Below are 20,997 nucleotides of genomic sequence, written 5' to 3'. Positions count from 1 at the left end.
ATTGGGGGGTTTTACAATAGTAATTATAGCATTATGCACAGAATAAGTGTGCACAAATTTAGCATATTTACTATATTGTTTTTGTTAGTATTGCACAATCCCGTTCTTTTACTCAACCAAAATACGTCTGCAGATTTTACAAAAATAAGGCTTCAAACTCTTCTCTACCTATTTTCTCTTTTTGTAATAATAGCTCAGCGCATCTGTGTAAAATATTTTCATTTTCTCGTACAATCGTTCTTGCTTTCTCATAACATTGATCAATGATTACTTTTACTTCTTTATCAATAACACTTGCTACATTTTCTCCGTAACCTCTTGTATGAGCCAGATCTCTTCCAATAAAAACTTCATCGCTGTCATTATCATAATTAATTAATCCTACCTGATCTGACATTCCATATTTGGTAACCATAGCTTTTGCTATTCCTGTAGCATGCTTGATATCTTGTGAAGCACCTGTAGTGATATCGTCAAAAATAAGTTCTTCTGCAACACGTCCGCCTAAGGAAACGACGATATCCTGAAGCATACGACCCTTCGTATTAAACATTTCATCCTTTTCCGGTAACGGCATTGTATAACCTGCCGCACCCATACCGGTAGGTATGATAGATACGGTATATACAGGTCCCACATCCGGAAGTAAGTGGAATAATATCGCGTGACCTGCCTCATGATAAGCCGTGATCCGCTTCTCTTTCTCAGAAATAACCCGGCTCTTCTTTTCCGAACCAATCCCTATCTTAATAAATGAACGGTTAATATCTTCTTGGATAATATAGGCTCTGTCACCTTTCGCAGCATATATAGCTGCTTCATTTAACAAGTTTTCCAAATCTGCTCCTGTAAAACCTGATGTTGTCTGCGCAATTTGTGCCAGATCAACATCATCTCCTAAAGGCTTTCCTTGGGAATGTACTTTAAGAATTTCTTCACGGCCTTTAATATCCGGTCTTCCGACTCCTACTTTTCTGTCAAAACGTCCGGGACGTAAAATTGCAGGATCTAAAATATCTACACGGTTGGTTGCCGCCATAACGATAATTCCTTCATTTACACCAAAACCATCCATCTCTACTAATAACTGGTTCAATGTCTGTTCTCTTTCATCATGGCCACCGCCCATACCGGTTCCTCTACGACGTGCAACAGCATCAATTTCATCGATAAAAATAATACATGGTGAATTTTTTTTCGCTTCTGCAAACAAATCCCTTACACGAGATGCTCCAACACCGACAAACATCTCAACAAAGTCTGAACCTGAAATACTGAAAAATGGTACTCCTGCCTCTCCGGCCACTGCTTTAGCAAGCATTGTCTTACCGGTTCCCGGCGGTCCAACCAGTATAACACCTTTTGGTATCCTTGCACCAAGTTTGGTATACTTCCTGGGTTCCTTTAAGAAGTCCACTAATTCTTCTAACTCTTCTTTTTCTTCATCCAATCCGGCAACATCTTTAAACGTAACACTTTTATGAGAACTATCCATCATTTTGGCTCTGCTTTTACCAAAATTCATCACTTTATTTCCGGAACCGCCTCCCGAAGCCTGACTATTCATAATCATAAACAGAAGGAACATTCCTCCAATGATCAAGACAACCGGTACAATAATCGAAAAAAGAACATCTTCTTTTTCTACATTGTTAACATAAACTTTCACATCATCATATTTTTCATCTCTTAACAGCTCTTGAACCGCATTGACATCCGATACATTTAATTTCTTTTCTTGATCGGATGATTTTATTTTGACTTTTAATACTCCGGTTGGAACTGCTGAATTTTGACTAACCTCAACTGATTCTATATCGTTTTCACTCAATGATTCTATAAAATCTGCATAGGTATATGCATTCTTATTCAATGACTGTTGTGACAATACATACACTGCAAGTGCCACTAACAATAATAGAACGAGATAGAAGCCAAATCCTCTAAATCTTTTATTCAATTTAAGATACCTCCAGTTTTATATTTTCTCTACTACCCCTATGTAGGATAAATTTCTATATTTCTGTTCATAGTCCAAACCATATCCTACTACAAACTTATCTGGAACGCTAAATCCAATATAATCAACTTTCACATCCACAACACGACGCTCCGGTTTGTCTAATAATGTACATAACCGAATACTCTTTGGATTCCTCTTTTCTAAAATTCCAATAAGATAATTTAATGTTCTTCCTGTATCTATAATATCTTCTACAATAAGAACTTCTTTCCCTTCAATTGAATCATCCAAATCTTTTACTATTTTTACGATTCCGCTCGAATCCGTACCATTACCGTAACTTGATACAGACATAAAATCAAATGATACGGGAACAGAAACTGTTTTGGCCAAATCGCACATAAAGAAAACTCCCCCTTTTAAAATACAAATCAGATGAACCGTTTTCCCTTCATAATCTTTGCTGATCTGAGCTCCAATCTCTTCTATCCTAATCTTCACTTCCTCTTCAGATAATAAAACTCTAACTTCTTCGCTCATGTATATTGCCTCCATTCACTTGTACTTTCAATATATTTTTTGTAGTATTTGTAACTTTATAATACTCACTAATTCTATAACCTATAATCCACAATATATGAGAACCATCCGCCAACAATACGATGTTTTCTCTGTCTTCTCTTGGAATTTTCTGTTCAATAAAATAATCTTTCAATTTCTTTTTTCCAAACTTCTCATTTATCATTAAATAATCACCTGGTTGGCGATGACGTATTTGCAAAGCACTATTTATTCTATCACAGTCTAACCATTTGGTATATGTTTTTTCTGGAATTATTAGATTTTTTTTCAAATTTTTTTCTTTTATTAAAGAAAATTCAATCTCTATTTCATCATCTTCTATTTGATATGTCCCAGGGACTTGAATTATAATATTTAACTCTTCTGATTTTTTGACTTTTTCTTTTCTTAGATTCTGTTTATGCATAATTATTATACTTTTATAAGATCTTTGCGCTACTAATGAATATGGTAAATCTACTATTTTATTAACTGATTTTAACGTCAGCTCATATATACTGTTAATATGCACTGAAGATATATCTTTTAACTGTTGTATAAGATATTGTATTGCCAATCGTATCATTTGTTTCTGAATTAAATTATTTTCTTTATGAAATAAATCGATAGGAATCTCTACAATCCCCTCTTTCAATTGTACACAATTATGAAACGCAATCTGCGCCTGTTCTTCCACATACTGGTATACTTCTCGCATTTGGTCGGCTGTTTGAGCCATATGCTCGACAGCCCTCAAATTTATTTCTTGTGTTATATATGGCAAGATTCGATTCCTTACTTTATTTCTAGTATAATCTTCTAAAAGATTCGTTTTATCTGTCCGATAAAGGACTCCTTCACTTTTTAGATAATTTTCAATTTCCTTTCTGCTTAAACAAAGTAATGGGCGAATAATCTGATCCCGCACCGGAAGAATCCCTCCCAGGCCTTGAAGTCCGCTGCCCCGAAACAAATTCATTAACATGGTTTCCGCATTATCCTGTTGATTATGAGCAACTGCGATTTTATTTGCTTTAAACTCATGCAAAGCATTCATAAATGCTTCATAACGAACTTTCCGTCCCGCCTCTTCTTCGGATATGCGATGCTCTTTTGCTATCTTCCTTACTTCATAGGAGTATTGCCTGTATTTAAGATTATATTCCATCGCCAAGTTTTCTACAAATTGAGCATCTAATTCGCTTTCCAAACCTCGTATACCATGCTCAATATGAACTACTATAATAGAAAATGAATCATCTTTTTGAAGTTTATTTAGAATATGAAGAAGACAAACGGAATCTGCTCCACCGGATACACCTGTGATAATAACATCTCCTTCTTCTATCATATTCCATTTTTTCATATAATCGACTACTTTATTAACCATATATTCTCCATATCTTTTTAATGCTACTACCAGATTCCTCTTTTGAACTAGATATTTACGCAAAAAAATACTTTTTCTAATTATAATATTGAATTTTTATGGAAAAATCAAGAAAAATTATACCTTTTCCCAAATACCGCATACGAGTACAGTCATATCATCCAAAATTTTTTGTTCTGAATATTCCAGAACTTGCTCGATCATCATTTCTGCTATTTCCTTCGGGTGGTTCGCATTTGAGTTAACTATGATATCTTTCATTACCATTTCTCTTTCTTTTCTTGGTATTGCCTCAATGACTCCATCCGAAACCATAATAATATATTCTCCCCCATATAGTTTTTTTAAAGTTTTCTCTACCTCGATCTGATGAAAAATTCCTATCGGAAGGTTCGTTGACTGTATTGCTTCCACACAGTTTCTTCGTCTGATAAATGTTGTTGAAGCACCAATCTTAAGAAATTCACACACACCACTGTAAAGATTAACAGCACTCAAATCTACTGTTGAAAAAGATCCATCATCACCTTGTAATACCATAGCAGAATTAATCATCTGTATTGCAGTTTCTTTTTCGAATCCTGCATCTAATAACTTTTCTAACAGCTCAATTACCGTTTCACTTTCTTTACATGCTCTGGTTCCGGAACCCATCCCATCCGAAAGACTCATAACACTCTCACCTAATCTGACATCTATAAAAGAAAAATTATCTCCGGAAATCTGCTCTCCGTCCTTAACTCGCCTTGCTACTCCCTGTACTACATAATATTTAGGTTCCTCCTCAAAAACAAAAGCTGTGTAAGTTTTATTTAAAATCGTTTTACTATTAAGGGAAGGTACCAGTCCCAGCTGACAAATATCTGATATTTCATCTGCAATATCTTTGACCGGGATACAGATTCCCCTTTTGGACGATGCAGTCAAATGTATCTCTCTTCTTTTTTGATCTGTTTCCATAATAGAAATTTCTTTTACCTGTATATATCTACTAGCTAACCGTCTCTTTATTTGCTGCACTAAAAGATTTTCCTGCTGAGTAATATCTTTATTTCCTCTAGAGCAATAGAGCATCATTTCAGCTGTTTCGCTTAGTTGCTTTGCAATAATTTCCCTATTTTCTATTAATCGGTTATACCATGACATATTAAGTTTTGCCTGCTCAAAGATCCTAATCGCCTCCTCAATGAATACATCCTGACAAATACAATATTCCCCTAACTTCAGTTTCAGCTTTTCTTTGCACCCCCTTCCGTATTGTTCTAACTGCTCTAATAGTTCAAAGGTCCTTTGATATGTACTTTGATAATTTTTTTCCCAGCACAAAGCACATTGATTGCAATTATGGCACACTTTTCCTGCAAGTTCCTCGAACATAACATGTATATCATCATTTGTAAGTCTTTGTTTATACTTTGCTTCTGTAGATATCGTTTTGGATAACTTAAAATAGGAATCTGCATATCTTCTCAGCTTTTCTCTATTTTGATTTTCCGATAATAGCTCTAACATATTTTCCTGCTTTGAAAATACGACCCATTGCAATAGTCTTCCTAATAAAATTGCAAAACAGAATACGAAAATTCCTTCTAAAATACCTCTGGTCGGAAAAATAGGATTTTCTTGCAATAAATTACCTGCAAAAGCTAAAACGCTAATACTGATGCCTCCAATGGCTGCACCTACAAAACGACTGCATGTCTTATCAATTTCCTCAATCAGGCCTACCAATATCATTGTCACTATCATACACAGTCCGTATTTAATCACCTCAATCGGCTGCAAACATATTGACATTCCCAATAAAGTAATTGGTAAAATCATACTTCGGTTAATTTGTTCCATATAAACTGCAATAAAATAAGCAAGCCCCAACGGATAACATCCTGCCACAGGAATATTTCCTATGATTCCTCCTATCAAACAAATTATTAATTTTTTTCTACTTCCTTTTTTCATTCTCTCTATCCTCCATTTTTTTCGGTAATGGCTATTATAGAGCGAACAACTTAAAATCTTTGTCAAACATTGCTTTGATTTTTAAAAAAGTTTTAGACAGAATATTTTGCTTTTGAAGCTTCCTGACATTTCAAGGGGCGTAAAGGATTTTATGATACTAATCATCCTTTACGCCCCATTATGGTCACATTATTCATTTTCAGATTTAAAAATAATCTCATTCTCATATACCAGACCTAATTTAGATTTCGCAATATCTTCAATGTACTTTTTCGTTTTCGAATATTCCTCTTGTTCTTTTAAATCTTTCTTACGATCTGATTCTTCATCTATTTTAGCTAAAAGATATTCTTCTTTAGCACTGTAATCTTTATTCTGTTGATGCAGTTTAATACTTTTAACAGTTATCACAAATAACAACAATAGAACCACTACTGTAATAGAAAGCATGCCAAAACGATTGGAACTTCTTCTACGTTTATATTTTCGATTACGGCTTTTTAATGCCATGCTTTCACCTTCATTTCTTTTTTATTTTAGAGTTAACATAGTCATATTTTACCTCTTTTGAATAAATTTTTCAACTTATTTTTTAATTTTTCTAATAATTTATAGATTTTTTTCGCCATTTTTCTAAAAGGATTAAGTATTATCTTAAATATCTTTAAAATAAATTGTAATATCTTGCCTAATAAAAAAGATGCTCCTTGTACAAAATAACTACTAACCGTTTCATGATATAATATCATGCCTCCTATTATCCCACCGATGGCAAACCCACGTATAATACCATTATTTTCACGGAAAATTAATATAAACATTAACACTCCGCAAACACACCAATAAACAATATCTTCAAATGCTACCCAATATTTCTCATGTTTCATTAACCGCCTGATAATTCTAAGTATATCATATAAAAACATTAGAAATGCTCCTGCACCAATGGTATGCAGAAAAAAAACGGTTTCCTTGAGAATACCCTGGCTCATTTTTTATTTGAATAGCCTTCCGAAAAAAGATTCTTCCTTTTTTCCATATCCATTGGCATCCGAATAAGTAAAACTATCTACTCTTCCTGTAATATCTATCTCACCCTTTTCTAATGTTAATCTGTTTACATGTAAGTCATTTCCTTTAATTGTCAATATACCTTGTTCTGTTTCAAGTAAAACTACATTTAAATCAAATGATATTACATCAGATACTCCTGTGATATTACTGCTTTTACGATTGTTAAGTACTAATTTATGTGACTTTTGACTTAACCTTTCCTCCATACGAACCCTCCTATTTTACATTCTGATATGAAACGGGACGAAATAATATACCTATTGTCCCTTATAAAATATATTAGAGAGTTGTTAAATCTATTCATAAAATAACTATAAATACCTGTAAAGTTCTTTTGCTTCTTCTTTTCTCATCGTTTCCTGTATGTCAAGGACCTCAACTTTAACAGTTTTGGTACCAAAATGAATTTCAATAATATCCCCTTGCTTAACATTTACAGAAGCTTTTGCTACTTTTCCATTAACCATAACACGTCCTGCATCACAAGCTTCATTCGCTACAGTTCTTCTTTTAATTAACCTGGATATCTTTAAAAATTTATCTAACCTCATAATGTCCTTCTTTCTGTACCTAACATACAAAATAAATATTCTTATGCCCTCTCTTATCTAATAAGAAATTTATATACTCCTTATTAGATAAAAAAGACTGCTGAAATATCCAACAGTCTTTGGGGTCATTATCACTATTAAAAATAATTATGCATTAATCATATCTTTAAGAGCTTTACCTGCTTTAAACTTTGGTGCTTTAGAAGCTGGAATTGTCATTTCTTTTCCTGTTTGAGGATTTCTGCCTGTTCTTTCAGCTCTTTCTGAAACTTCGAATGTACCGAATCCAACTAATTGAATTTTTTCTCCTTTTTTTAACTCTTCAGCAACAACATCTGTGAACGCTTTCAAGGCTTTTTCTGCATCCTTCTTGGATAATTCTGATTGTTCAGCAATAGCTGCTACTAATTCTGCTTTGTTCATGGGTAATTCCTCCTCTAATAATTTCTTTCTTAAAAAATATTTCTATTTTTCTCTTGATTACCTACACCCATATTTATATATGTTTTTTCAAGGTTTGTCAAGGAATTTTAAGCATTTCCTTCCAATTCAAAAGAAAAACAAGGGTCATAAAAGTATTTTTTACATTCTATTCGTATTTTTCTATAAAATCATCAATTTTATCCCGCAATATCATCTCTGCATTCAGTTTTGAAAGCTGTGCAATATTGGCAATTTCCATTAAAATTTCTCCAATCGCCGCCTCCACTTCTTCAGAATTTTTTAAGACTTTTGCTTTTTCCTTTATGTTATTAACAGATTCTTCTAAAGCTTTATTAACTTTATAAGTACCCGCGGCTTTTTTAAGCACCTTCTGTCCACGAACTAATGCAGGAAATTCTACCGGAATATCCCTTAATTCTGATGTAATCCAACTTTGTTCCTTTTTTTCCTGTTTTTTTATTTCTTCCCAATTATTTAATACTTGATCAGTGCTTTCTGCTATAACTTGTCCAAATACATGAGGATGCCGGCGGATCATTTTCTCACTTACCATAGAAATCACATCATCCAGAGTAAACTCTCCTGCATCTTGTGCAATTTGACTATGCATAACCACCTGAAGCAGCACATCACCTAATTCTTCACACAGATTCTCACTGTCGCCTGTTTTTTGTAGAATACGAATCGCAGCATTGACTTCAGCTGCTTCTTCAATGATACAAGGTTTCAAAGTTTCGTGTGTCTGTACCCGATCCCAAGGGCATCCATCTTCACTTCTTAACTGTTTCATAATATCTTGAAATTCTTCAAAAGAATATTTTTTTTTCACTATCAGTCACCTTCTTAAAGCATTTTTTCAATCATTGCAAGAACTTCCTCTCCCAAAGCTTTTGATTTCCGTTCTGCATCATCTATAGAGGTTCCTTTAATTCCATAATAAAATTTCACTTTAGGTTCTGTGCCTGAAGGTCTTACGCAAAGCCAAGCTTCATCTGTGAGTTCATAATATAAAACATTAGAAGCAGGCAGACCTGTACTGGTTTTCTCTCCTGTCTCAAGATTTTTGACTTCTTCCTTTTTATAGTCTCTGGCAGCCAAAACTCTATAACCACCAATTTCCTTTGGCGTTTCATTTCTTAACTGCTCCATGATTACACTTATTTTTTCTAGCCCCTCTATTCCTTTTAAAGTAATTGACTGTATATCATCTTTATAGTATCCATATTTCTCATACATAGCAAGCATAGCATCCCATAATGTTTTTCCTTGTGTCTTATAATAAGCTGCCGCCTCACATAAAGCCATAGTCGCTACAATTGCATCTTTGTCCCTGGCATGGGTTCCAATCAGACAACCATAACTCTCTTCAAATCCAAACAAATAAGTTCCTTTCTGTTTCTGTTCAAATCCCAGAATTTTTTGACCAATAAATTTGAATCCTGTCAGCACTTCAATCACAGTCACTCCATAATGCTTTGCTATAGCATCAGCCATATTAGTAGTAACAATGGTTTTTATTAGTGCACCATCATCAGGAAGCCCTTTGACTGCTTTTCTTTGACCTATTTCATAATCCGCAAGCAGACAACCACTCATATTCCCTGTCAGCTCATGATACTCACCTGTCTTTGAGTCTTTTACCCTGACTCCGAGACGATCTGCATCAGGATCCGTAGCCAATACCAAATCTGCATCAATTTCTTTCGCCAACTTCACACCTAATACAAATGCTTCTTCCGATTCCGGATTTGGATAGCTGACAGTTGGAAACTCTCCATCTGGTAACTCCTGTTCTTTTACAACGTGAACATTTTCAAATCCTATTTCTTTCATTATCCGTCTTGCAGGGATATTGCCTGTCCCATGAAGGGGACTGTAAACTATTTTTATATCCTTCCCTGATTCCTGAATCGCATCCCAGTGGATTACATTACTTTTCAATTCCTCCATATAAGAATCATCGATTTCTCTGCCAATTACTTGATATAATCCTGCTGCCTTGGCTGCTTCTTTTTCCATAGTTTTCACTGTATTAAAATCAACTACTTTTTTAACTTCATCCATAATTCCATTATCATGAGGTGGTGTAATCTGTGCACCATCTTCCCAATATACTTTATACCCATTATATTCCGGTGGATTATGACTGGCCGTAATATTAATGCCTGCAATACAATTTAATTTTCTAACTGCATAAGACAATTCCGGTGTTGGTCTTAAAGATTCAAAAACATATGCCTTAATTCCATTTGCTGCCAGACACAATGCTGCTTCATCTGCAAATTCAGGAGACATCCGGCGTGAATCATAGGCGATTGCAACTCCTCTAGACTGACCATTTACATTATGAATATAATTCGCAAGTCCCTGTGTTGCACGTCTGACTGTATAAATATTCATCCGATTTGTTCCGGCACCTATTACACCACGCAGTCCAGCTGTGCCAAACTCTAAGTCAGTATAAAATCTTTCTTTAATTTCATTCTCATCTTCTTTAATACTCTCTAACTCGTTTTTTGTTTCTTGATCAAAATAGGAATTTGTTCTCCATTCCTCGTATGCTTTTTTGTAATCCATTATTATCCTCCTATCTGTTCCCCTTAGTATTATTAGTTTCCTTCGTTAAGTTTGGAAATACGAGATTTGTATCTTCATTATCGTCCGTAATGGCGACCGTATAACTTTTCGTGATATACCCACTTTTTCTTATTGAAAACGTATGGCTTCCCGTCGTTTTTTCCATAATCACCGGAATGATTCCTTTATATACTCCATCAAAATATACTTCTGCGTCTTCCGGACCATGAATATATATTTTGTAAGAAGTCTCCTTAGCTTCCTCAGAATTTGATGTATTGTTTGGTTGCTCTGCATTTTCCGAATTTGTGGGATTATTGCTTCTACCCGCATTTTGGCTGCCTTGTGTAGGATTGGAATTATTTGTAGTATTCGCAGTTCCTGAGCCTGTTCCTGAATCACCTGATGCGGCTCCATTCGAGTCATTTGATTCTTCTTCTTTCTTATTTAAATCTAATTCGATTGTTGCAAAAGAACTCTGTACTACCAACTTCTTAGAAAGTGTTTCATAACCGTTTGCCTTTAATATAAGAGAATACGCACCGTAAGGAAGTTCTACAACTTCACTGTAATCAGTCTTTTTCCCATTAATCGTCAAAACGGCTTTCTTGGGTGTTACTTTAAAATTAATTCTACCTGTTTCAGTAATAGAATCCTGCATACTTTCGATATCAACCACTAATTGTTCATCTCTTTTTATGGTAATATCAGTACTTGCAGACTTCCCGTCTTTTGTTACGGTCAATTTTTGACTGCCTTCCGGAACTGTCAATAACATTTTGTCTGTAATGACTTGAATCACTTTACCTCCGGCATCAATCCATCCCCCTAGATAAGTATCATCATTTTTCAAGCGAATATAACCATGTCCTTGAGATACGATTATAGAATATACATATTTACCATTCCCTTTTATGGACATAATATCTAAATCATTGATCTCATTCAATTTTATTGTTTCTCCATTCGATAACACAAGAAGATTTTCTCCATACCGATACTTCTTGTTTCCTATTGTTATCATCTGTTTTAATTCGTCCACTTGAATTTCACTTACCTCATCATAAGTCCATATCTCTTTCGGTATCTTAATATCAGTCAGCTTGTAATTCTTATCATCTTCCCGTTCATAAGCAATTGTAATAACTTCTCCAATATTAATCTGCTCCATGCTTAGTGCTTCATTATATTTATCCTTAATATCCGTTGTGCCGGAATAAAGGAAGATCTCTTCCTGACCGGTCGTTACCGAACTTAATGTGATCACCTTATCCGTTTCACTTTTACTGATAACGATATAATAATCGGATATATCTTCATCTTTTGTTTCACTTTCATCTTGCTGCGCTTCTTTCGTATCTTTCGAAATATTATTATCTGAGTAATTCCCGCAGCCTGAAATAACGAATAACATGCTTAGTAATAAAATGCGAAGAACCATGTAACACTTATCCTTATTCAAACGATCACCTCAATTCTTCTTTTGGTCTCTCTAAATTTATATACTCTATCATCTGACGTAACAACGGTGAGGCTGTGACCTCACCGTTCTACTTTCTTTCAACAACCTATTCAATTATATAATATTTCTTTTAAAAAGGAAACCTTCATAAAAAATTTTTACATTTTTTGTATCATTTGGTTTAAAAACCCTAATACCGCATCATTTTGAAGCAGTACACCACGAAGTTTTTCTATACTTCGTTCCGAGACCCAGACTTTCCTGCTATTAAAGTAATGGTTCGCTACCTTCCAAAATTTTTCCGGGTAATAAAATCGAAAATATAAATTTTCCTTTTCTTCTTCTTCCAGTTTTCTCTCTTTTTGATATGCTGATAAAATAGCTGTACCTAATTCATAATTCCAATTGTATTTTTCTAATATTTTTCTCATAAAGTGGTATAAATCCACACTTTGATAATCAATCATGCATCTATCAAAGTTCGTGATCACAATTTGATTATCACAAAACCAGAAATTATGCTGGTTACATTCCCCATGACATATTCTCAAGACAGATGCATTACTCAATTCGTTATTTTGTTTTCTTATTGATAATGTAGAAATGACCTCTTCTCCCCTTTGATATAATTCTTCAAAGCTTTTAAGAAAAAATAATTCAAATTCCGTTTTCCGATTTCTTTCCCTGATAAAATTCCTAACTCGCTTTAACTCCCTTTGATGCCTGATACACTCATCTAAAAATTCACTTTCTTCTGTTTGCATAAATTCCGGGATTTCTATTTTGCATTGATTAATACTATTATGTAAATATGCCAGCTGTCTTGAAGCAGCTAATATGTCTCCTGAACTTTTTACATCACATTCCCTCCCTGGGAACCAATCTTTTAAAACATAAACTGTGTCATCTCGATGTATAGAAAAAATTTCACCTTCTTTATTTTCTACGAAATCATCCACCCATATGTTGCCTTCCTGTTTTAAATTCTGTAAAAGTTCGTGTATAAATTTTCCTTTTGGTTTGGAACCTTGATATTCCTTCAAAAGTTTGAGGCCCTGATCCGTCTCACATATGATTGCTCCCCGGCCACGATATGTTTGAAACACTTTTAATGGATATTGTTCCAATACGCTGATTCCTCTATCATTCACAGCAACCCCTCCTATGTCTTTCTATCATATGTGAATCAGAATGGAAGTATGATTATTACTTTTTATAATTTTGATATTGACATTCACGTTCCAAAACAATATAATAACTGTACTATTACTATTAATACACTTAATACAAGAGCATTGCAATAGGTAAGGAGAGTGATTCCATGATACAAATTAATTACCGGGATTCTCGACCAATTTATGAACAGGTTAAGGAGGAACTTCGAAAATTAATTATTACACGTTCGATTAAAGAAAATGAGAAACTTCCGTCTGTACGGGAATTTGCTTCAAGTCTAGCCATTAATCCCAATACAATTCAAAGAGCGTATCGAGAATTGGAAGCTGAAGGTTATATATATACGATCGCCGGGAAAGGCACTTTTGCCGCTCCTAAAGCAGACTTCAGCATACATTTCCACACAGACTTAATGAAACAATTTGAACAAGTTACGTTAAAACTTTTATACTTGGGGGAAAAAAAAGTTAATTTAATTCATAAAATTAATGAATTATCTGAAAGGAGCGAACAACATGATACAGGTGAATAACCTTACAAAATATTTCGATAAATTTTGTGCGCTGGATAATGCCAGTCTTCATGTACAAAAAGGAAGCATTTATGGTTTGGTCGGAGCCAATGGCGCTGGAAAATCTACAATAATCCGACATATTGCAGGAATATATCATAGTAAATCAAATGAAGTCTTAATTGATGGGGAACCTATTTTTGAAAATCTGAAAGTGAAAGAAAAATTAGGATATATTCCAGATGATATTTACTTTTTTCCACAAGCCAGTATTTTAGATATGATGAAATTCTACAAAAATATCTACCCCAAATTTGATATGGCGCGTTTCAATAAATTAAAAGAGGTTTTTGAATCCATCAACCCCAAACGTCCAATCCGCCAATTATCAAAAGGAATGCAAAAACAGGTCGGCTTCTGGCTTCTAACCTGCTTACACCCTGAAATCATTGTTTTAGACGAACCGGTAGATGGTCTGGATCCTGTAATGAGACGACAGGTTTGGAGTCTTTTGATGTCAGATGTTGCAGAATACGGAATTACCGTACTGGTATCTTCTCATAACTTACGAGAGCTGGAAGATATCTGCGATTATGTTGGAATTATGAACAAAGGTAAAGTTCTTTTGGAACGTTCTTTATCTGAACTACAAGGGAATATAACAAAATTACAAGTGGTTTATGAGGGAGAACCGAAGATTCCCGAAGGACTTGAAGTTCTGAACCGTACTATCAGCGGTCGTATCCATACGTTAATTGTGAAAGGGAATCCTGCTATCGCCCAGAAACTTATTTCTACGGTTTCACCTGTATTTGCAGATGCAATTCCTTTATCATTAGAAGAAATCTTTATTTATGAGTTAGGAGGGGAACATTATGAAGTTAAAGAAATCCTTTTACCATAGTGCAATTATTAAAAATAACTTTTCCAGATATTATCCGATATTAATTGCTTATACATTACTTTGGTGTATCAGTCTTCCAACTATTTTGTATAATCGATTAAGTAATATTAAAATTGCTCAGGGAAACGCTATAGACTTATCAGACACTTTTAAAGGTATTGTACTAAAAGGCACATTTTCTATTTTGATTGTTTTAGCGGCTATTATAATTGCAATGATTACTTTTTCCTATTTATTTCAGAGTCGAAGCTGCAATATGTATCATGCACTTCCGGTTAACCGAGAACAACTATTTTTCTCTAATTTATTTTCAGGATTATGTTTTTTATTAATTCCTTTAGTTTTAACTTTCTTTCTTATTATGATTATTGGTTCTCTCTTTCATTGCCTTGACTTGACTGTTTTGACTCATTGGCTGGGAGCAACTGTACTTATGAGTATTTTCTTTTATTCTTTTGCTGTTTTCTGTGCAATGTTTACCGGAAATATTTTAGCATTGCCTATATTTTATATGATATTAAACTTTTTGACTGTAAGCGTAGAATCAATTGTCGGGCTTCTATTCTCAGGCCTCTTATATGGTTATAGTAATATTGGCAGCACAAAAACAGATATGTTTTCGCCGGGTTATTATATTCTTAATCGTTTGCTTATAGAAAATCCTTCGCCAGGAGTCTATAAAACCCACTGGAATTTTCTTTGGATATATGCAATAGCTGCTGTTGTACTAATTCTAATTTCTCTCTTTATTTATAAAAAAAGAAACTTGGAAACTGCAGGAGACTATGTTTGTATTAAATGGGTAAAACCTATTTTCCTTTATGGATTTACATTTTGTTTTTCCATATGTTTTTCTCTCTTTATCTTAAAGGTACTCAATTCAGGCAGTGAACATGAGTCAATTATACCTTTAGTCATTTGTATGTTTATCGGCGGATTCTTTGGGTATTTTATTGCAAAAATGATTTTATTAAAAAGTTTCCGAGTAATAAAGGAAGGATTTCGAGGCTGGATATGTTACTCTGTCATTATTGTCGCTTTCATGTTTTTTATTAATAGTGATATATTTGGAATTGCTTCTTGGATACCGAAAGCCGAAGATATTTCTTCCGTTTCTTATGACATAAATTATGAACATGGTAATATATTTAATAAATCAGAAAATCCACGAGATATTATAGATATTCATAAATCAATAATAGAAAACAAAGATAAAATAATAAAGGATTCTAAAAAGGCATTCATAGAATCTGAAATTACCTATAATAGCAATATCTCATTTACTTATGAATTGAAAAACGGAAAGAAAGTATCTCGTCATTATAGTTTTATGGTCGATCCAAATATGAACTATGAGGAAAATTCTGTCTATAGTAAAATAGATAAATTTATTAACAGACCAGAACAAATAATCGCTACCAACTTTCCACCTATTCAAAGTCCAAAACAATTAGATGCAATCAACCTTGATTATCTTAATACAAAACAACAAGTAAAAACACATTCTATTACAGGTAAAGATGCACTTATTGTATACAATGCTATCATAAAAGATATACAAGATGGAATTATAAAAAATAATTACGATTCTACGAATAAAGAATCCTCTCTTTCTTCCTGTTCTATTTGGGTTGAGTTTGATGAAAGTGTATCAGAAAATTATTATAATAACACATTTACAATTCCATATAATGCGAAACATACTTTAAAAGCTTTAGTAGATACCGGTTATCTTAAATCTGTTGATGATTTGAGACCATATACAGATTATAATTAATTATAGATATTAAACGGTGGATAAACCCCTTCCGTATAAATACACCGCCTGGCTTAAACGAATTAGCCAGGCGGTGTTTTATTTTGCTTTATTTAATTCTCTCACATAAGAAATCAACTGTTGTCTCTCATTTTTAGATGGATCCTCTATTACAATCATTAATAATTTATTTAATAAATTTCCAATTTCTTTTCCTGGTTTTATTCCTTCTTCTATTAAGTCTTTACCAGAAACAGCCAAATCTTTAAGAGAAATACAGTCTTTTTGCTCTATTATTTTTTCATAAATCTCCATCATCTTTTTTATTTCATATTGCTTTTCTTCCTGATGGTAGTCACTTTGTGCATGTATATCTGCAAACTTTACCATAAATAGTAATGGAAAAATATCTTCACCGACTTTGTATATAGCTTTACGAATTCCAGCCATTGTTAATTTGGGCTGATCATCATGCCAATAAACCAGTTTTGAAACATAACGTATCGTTTCATTATCAAATTTTAACCGCTTCAATATTTCCGTTGCCATTTCAGAACCTTTTTGAGGATGTCTGTAAAAATGATCAATCCCAGCTTTATCGACAGTCCGGCACGCAGGTTTTGCTACATCATGCAGAAGCATCGTCAAACGCAAAACTTTATCTGCTTTAATTCCCTGCATTGCTTTTACTGTATGTTCTCCAACGCAATATTTATGATGAGGAGTATTCTGAGGTGTTTCCATCATCGTATCAAATTCGGGTAAAATTACTTTTGTAATTCCTGTTTGGTAAGCAGTTAGTATCTGTTCCGGGTGATCTGATATCAATAGTTTAACCAACTCGACCTGAATCCGTTCTGCACTAATCCTGCTTAATGCAGGCGCTAGACATTTTATTGCTTCTTTTGTCATTTCATCAATATCAAATCCCAGCTGTGCGCTAAAGCGAACAGCACGCAGCATTCTAAGTGCATCTTCCTGAAATCTTTCTTCTGCATTTCCAACACAGCGAATGATTCCTTTTTTCAAATCTTCCAGACCTTCGAATTTGTCTACAATACCCTGGGATTCGTTATAAGCCATTGCATTAATTGTAAAATCTCTTCGTTTTAAATCTTCTTCCAAGCAAGCGGTAAAAGTGACTTCTTTGGGATGCCGACTGTCTTCATACTCACCATCAATCCGATAAGTCGTTACTTCAAAGCCTTCATTTGCAATTATTACCGTCACAGTTCCATGAACAATACCTGTATCAATGCTTCTACGAAAAATTTCTTTAACCTGATCAGGCTTTGCCGAAGTAGTAATATCCCAATCCTCAGGAATTCTTCCCAAAACGGAATCACGAACGCACCCTCCTACCGCATATGCTTCGTATCCATGTTCTGTCAAGGTATCTATAATGTATTTCACTTTTTGGGGTAATTTTACTACCATTTGTTCACCGTCCTATATAATTTAATATGCTTTGCCCCAGTAAACTAATTTTTTAGCTGGGCGCCCGCAGCAAACACAGACATCTGATATCGGTTGTTCTTCTTTAAGCGGCATGCACCGGGAGGTTGCTGTCGTATCTTCTTTAATTTTTATTTCACAGGCTTCATCTCCACACCACATTGCTTTAATAAAACCAGGTTTATTATTAACTGCATCTTTAAACTCATCATAATTTCTCGCCTCACTGATATGAGCATCGCGATGCGCTCTTGCACGTTCCAACATTTCACTCTGCATTGCAGCAAGAATTTCACCTGCTTTTGTTTCTACATTGTCAAGAGAAACCACTTCTTTTTCTCTCGTATCACGACGTACAATTACACATTGATTTGCTTCAATGTCTTTTGGTCCCAATTCAATACGAATCGGAATACCTCTCATCTCCTGTTCCGCAAATTTCCAACCCGGACTCTTGTCACTTGCATCCACTTTTACCCGGAAATCAGATAAACGTTCTTTTAATTCATATGCTTTATCAAGAACGCCTTCTTTCTTTTGCATAATTGGAATAACTGCTATTTGAGTTGGCGCAATTTTAGGCGGTAATACTAATCCACTATCATCACCATGAACCATGATAACAGCACCAATCAAACGAGTTGTCATACCCCAAGAGGTCTGATGAACATATTGTAATTTATTTTCTTTGTCTGTATATTGAATTCCAAAAGCTTTTGCAAATCCGTCTCCAAAATTATGACTGGTTCCTGACTGTAAAGCTTTTCCATCATGCATCAATGCTTCAATTGTATAAGTCGCTTCTGCACCTGCGAATTTTTCTTTGTCTGATTTTCTTCCCCTGATTACAGGCATAGCCAATACTTCTTCACAAAAATCCGCATACAGATTCAACATTTGCTGCGTTCTTTCTTCTGCTTCTTCTGCTGTTGCATGAGCCGTATGACCTTCCTGCCATAAGAACTCTCTAGAGCGAAGGAAAGGTCTTGTCTCTTTTTCCCAACGTACAACGGAGCACCATTGATTATATACCTTCGGAAGATCTCTATAGGACTGAATATCATTCGCATAAAAATCACAGAAAAGTGTTTCCGAAGTCGGTCTTACACACATTCTTTCCTGCAATGGATTCAGTCCCCCATGCGTCACCCAGGCTACTTCAGGTGCAAAACCTTCCACATGATCTTTTTCTTTTTCTAATAAACTTTCTGGAATAAACATTGGCATATATACGTTTTCTACACCTGTTTCTTTAAATCTTCTATCCAATTCAGCCTGAATATTTTCCCAAATGGCATATCCTGCCGGTTTTAAGATCATACATCCTTTTACACTTGAATAATCAATCAACTCTGCTTTTTTTACTACATCCGTATACCATTGCGCAAAATCAGTCTCCATAGATGTAATTGCTTCTACTAATTTTTTTTCCTTAGCCATCTCTTTCTCCTCTTCTTTATTATTTACAATATTTTTAAACTAAAAAAAGCCTCAGTATCATCCCCAAAGGGACCGAATACTTCGGCGGTACCACCCTAATTAGTCTGTTTCTTCGTTACGGATACAAACTCTCTTTCAAGCTGTTAACGCCAGCTTACGCCCTATTTTCATAGGAGACTCCAAGGTAGGTTCCATACTTTCCAATTAGAAATCTCACACCAATAATCTCTTCTCTGTAAATCGTCCCATATGTACTATTCCTCTTCAAGGTCTTTTGTATGAATCATGCTAATTTTATTCTAAATTGAGGTGTTTGTCAACGGAAATAGTGAATTATTAACTTTTATTAAAATCTGCGCCGGAAAACGTATCTAACTCATTATCTCTTATCAATACTAATTAGGTATAATAATACTAATAATAAATAATTTCTCTACTTCTACTTTCATTAATCCATTATATTTTTCAACAATAGACTTAATTGTTTTTATCCCGATTCCATGCCAACCCTTATCTGTTTTAGTTGTTAGAAAATTTTCACCTTTTATAATCGGTTTTTCAGCATATGTATTTTCACAATATATAAGACATTGATTTTCTTGTTCTTTCATTCTAAACTTTATATACTTATTTTGATCAACTTTATCTGTCGCTTCAATTGCATTTTCAATGATATTACTAATCAATGCGCACATGTCTCTCTCTGACATAACTATTTTATTCACAGAAATACTGGTGAGAAAATCAATCCCTCTATCTATAGCCTTAGACACTTTTCCATTTATAAGCACAGATAATACCTTATTATTAATTATAATAAAATGATTGGATATATTTAAGTCTTCACAGATTGAATCTAGATATTTAGAAAGCTCATCATACTGGGCTAATTCCAGTAACCCTTTAATAATTCCCATATGAGAATTCATATCATGCCTTAAACTTCTTAAACTATCAACCACACTGGTCATATCTTGATTTAATTTGTTTGACATTTCAATTTGCTGCATTCTCAAATTCTCTTCCTTATCATTGTCAGCTCTTTTCTTTAATTTATATAATATCAAAAATGTAAGAAATTTCATGCTTAAACTTACCACAATTGTAACACTTATCACAAAACCTATACTAATTGATATCGTATTATACTTTTGCATATTCCACAAAGAAACAAAGAATATAATAAAAGTATACTCAAGACAAACAAGTGCTATCGCTTCTCTCATAAAATTTTTTGGAAATGAAAAATTAACTTTATTATTTCTAACTAAAAGTTCTATAATAATAATTTGAAAAGTTTTTGTGAATATTGCCAAAATCATATTTATTATACTGCTTTTTAATATATCAGTCGGTAACATTACAAAAATAATACTACTAATCAAATAAGCGATATTTTCAACACTCATTAAAAATAATGTGTATAGAAACGGATATATTGTTCTCTTAAAGATAGAACCCTTATAGAAACTATAAGAGAGAATAAAAGTACTCAAATAAATTATTATGCACATTATAATTTCTAACGTAAAATTAACAACTTTCTTTCGAATGAAATATCTAAGCCACATCATTACGAAAGGGGACAGAAATACAAAGATTCTATACTTATTTTTAAACTTAAAATCTAATTTACAATTCATTATTCTATAATAAATAAAGGCATCTGCAAATGATGTAAGAAAATTTAACAGTATATCTGACATCAAACCCCTCCTGACTATTGTTATAAAATCCCCATTTTTATGGTAAATCTTACTATAATACATTTTTA

General features: G+C 33.8%; 19 protein-coding genes and 1 other annotated feature. Of the genes, 3 read left to right on the top strand and 16 right to left on the bottom strand.

Features of this window, described 5'->3' with window-relative positions:
• Positions 1-136: 136 nt before the first annotated feature.
• The 13 genes from ftsH to DWV06_RS03130 all read right to left on the bottom strand — a co-directional run bounded on the left by ftsH (position 137) and on the right by DWV06_RS03130 (position 13,132).
• The gene (gene ftsH, locus DWV06_RS03190; protein WP_115480726.1) at positions 137-1,960 is read right to left on the bottom strand and encodes an ATP-dependent zinc metalloprotease FtsH; all 1,824 of its coding nucleotides are present in this window, start codon (positions 1,958-1,960) and stop codon (positions 137-139) included.
• Positions 1,961-1,978: 18 nt separating this feature from the next.
• Entirely contained in the window at positions 1,979-2,503 is a 525-nt protein-coding gene (hpt, locus tag DWV06_RS03185; protein WP_115480725.1) for a hypoxanthine phosphoribosyltransferase, read from the bottom strand.
• Positions 2,487-3,914 carry a tRNA lysidine(34) synthetase TilS gene (gene tilS, locus DWV06_RS03180; RefSeq protein ID WP_115480724.1) on the bottom strand — a complete coding sequence of 476 codons (1,428 nt, stop codon included), beginning with the start codon at positions 3,912-3,914 and terminating at the stop codon, positions 2,487-2,489. The genes hpt and tilS overlap by 17 nt, the downstream gene beginning before the upstream one ends.
• A gap of 117 nt (positions 3,915-4,031) precedes the next feature.
• Positions 4,032-5,873, bottom strand: a complete 1,842-nt coding sequence (locus DWV06_RS03175) for a SpoIIE family protein phosphatase (protein ID WP_115480723.1) — start codon at positions 5,871-5,873, stop codon at positions 4,032-4,034.
• Positions 5,874-6,062: 189 nt separating this feature from the next.
• Entirely contained in the window at positions 6,063-6,383 is a 321-nt protein-coding gene (locus tag DWV06_RS03170) for a septum formation initiator family protein (protein WP_115480722.1), read from the bottom strand.
• 41 nt (positions 6,384-6,424) lie between these two features.
• On the bottom strand, positions 6,425-6,865 hold the full coding sequence (gene yabQ, locus DWV06_RS03165; RefSeq protein ID WP_115480721.1) for a spore cortex biosynthesis protein YabQ: 441 nt from the start codon (positions 6,863-6,865) through the stop codon (positions 6,425-6,427).
• 3 nt (positions 6,866-6,868) lie between these two features.
• Positions 6,869-7,153 carry a sporulation protein YabP gene (yabP, locus tag DWV06_RS03160; protein WP_115480720.1) on the bottom strand — a complete coding sequence of 95 codons (285 nt, stop codon included), beginning with the start codon at positions 7,151-7,153 and terminating at the stop codon, positions 6,869-6,871.
• Between the two features lie 105 nt (positions 7,154-7,258).
• Entirely contained in the window at positions 7,259-7,498 is a 240-nt protein-coding gene (locus DWV06_RS03155) for an RNA-binding S4 domain-containing protein (protein WP_115480719.1), read from the bottom strand.
• Between the two features lie 147 nt (positions 7,499-7,645).
• Complete coding sequence (locus DWV06_RS03150; protein ID WP_115480718.1) at positions 7,646-7,921, bottom strand: HU family DNA-binding protein; 276 nt, start codon at positions 7,919-7,921, stop codon at positions 7,646-7,648.
• Positions 7,922-8,087: 166 nt separating this feature from the next.
• On the bottom strand, positions 8,088-8,771 hold the full coding sequence (locus DWV06_RS03145) for a MazG family protein (protein ID WP_115480717.1): 684 nt from the start codon (positions 8,769-8,771) through the stop codon (positions 8,088-8,090).
• Positions 8,772-8,785: 14 nt separating this feature from the next.
• Positions 8,786-10,519, bottom strand: coding sequence for a phospho-sugar mutase (locus tag DWV06_RS03140; protein WP_115480716.1), 1,734 nt, complete (start codon positions 10,517-10,519; stop codon positions 8,786-8,788).
• A 10-nt stretch (positions 10,520-10,529) separates the two neighbouring features.
• Positions 10,530-11,981 carry a PEGA domain-containing protein gene (locus tag DWV06_RS03135; protein ID WP_147289829.1) on the bottom strand — a complete coding sequence of 484 codons (1,452 nt, stop codon included), beginning with the start codon at positions 11,979-11,981 and terminating at the stop codon, positions 10,530-10,532.
• A gap of 158 nt (positions 11,982-12,139) precedes the next feature.
• Complete coding sequence (locus tag DWV06_RS03130; RefSeq protein WP_162300558.1) at positions 12,140-13,132, bottom strand: CotS family spore coat protein; 993 nt, start codon at positions 13,130-13,132, stop codon at positions 12,140-12,142.
• Between the two features lie 170 nt (positions 13,133-13,302).
• Between DWV06_RS03130 and DWV06_RS03125 the strand changes: the two genes are divergently transcribed.
• From DWV06_RS03125 to DWV06_RS03115, 3 genes are read left to right on the top strand one after another with little or no spacing between them, the layout of a single operon-like run.
• On the top strand, positions 13,303-13,689 hold the full coding sequence (locus DWV06_RS03125) for a GntR family transcriptional regulator (protein ID WP_193725991.1): 387 nt from the start codon (positions 13,303-13,305) through the stop codon (positions 13,687-13,689).
• Positions 13,673-14,572, top strand: a complete 900-nt coding sequence (locus tag DWV06_RS03120) for an ABC transporter ATP-binding protein (RefSeq protein WP_115480713.1) — start codon at positions 13,673-13,675, stop codon at positions 14,570-14,572. The genes DWV06_RS03125 and DWV06_RS03120 overlap by 17 nt, the downstream gene beginning before the upstream one ends.
• Complete coding sequence (locus DWV06_RS03115; RefSeq protein ID WP_115480712.1) at positions 14,544-16,349, top strand: FUSC family protein; 1,806 nt, start codon at positions 14,544-14,546, stop codon at positions 16,347-16,349. Before DWV06_RS03120 ends, DWV06_RS03115 begins: the two co-directional genes overlap by 29 nt.
• Positions 16,350-16,427: 78 nt before the next feature.
• Here the strand turns inward: DWV06_RS03115 and DWV06_RS03110 are convergent, their stop codons facing one another.
• The 3 genes from DWV06_RS03110 to DWV06_RS03100 all read right to left on the bottom strand — a co-directional run bounded on the left by DWV06_RS03110 (position 16,428) and on the right by DWV06_RS03100 (position 20,929).
• Positions 16,428-17,765, bottom strand: a complete 1,338-nt coding sequence (locus DWV06_RS03110; RefSeq protein ID WP_115480711.1) for a CCA tRNA nucleotidyltransferase — start codon at positions 17,763-17,765, stop codon at positions 16,428-16,430.
• Between the two features lie 21 nt (positions 17,766-17,786).
• On the bottom strand, positions 17,787-19,223 hold the full coding sequence (gene proS, locus DWV06_RS03105; RefSeq protein WP_115480710.1) for a proline--tRNA ligase: 1,437 nt from the start codon (positions 19,221-19,223) through the stop codon (positions 17,787-17,789).
• A 64-nt stretch (positions 19,224-19,287) separates the two neighbouring features.
• Positions 19,288-19,500: a binding site (T-box leader), on the bottom strand.
• A 118-nt stretch (positions 19,501-19,618) separates the two neighbouring features.
• Entirely contained in the window at positions 19,619-20,929 is a 1,311-nt protein-coding gene (locus DWV06_RS03100; RefSeq protein WP_162300557.1) for a sensor histidine kinase, read from the bottom strand.
• Positions 20,930-20,997: the final 68 nt, after the last annotated feature.

The sequence above is a fragment of the Anaerosacchariphilus polymeriproducens genome (assembly GCF_003363435.1).
GTDB lineage: Bacteria > Bacillota > Clostridia > Lachnospirales > Lachnospiraceae > Anaerosacchariphilus > Anaerosacchariphilus polymeriproducens.
This window is presented reverse-complemented; position numbering and strand designations above follow the sequence as displayed.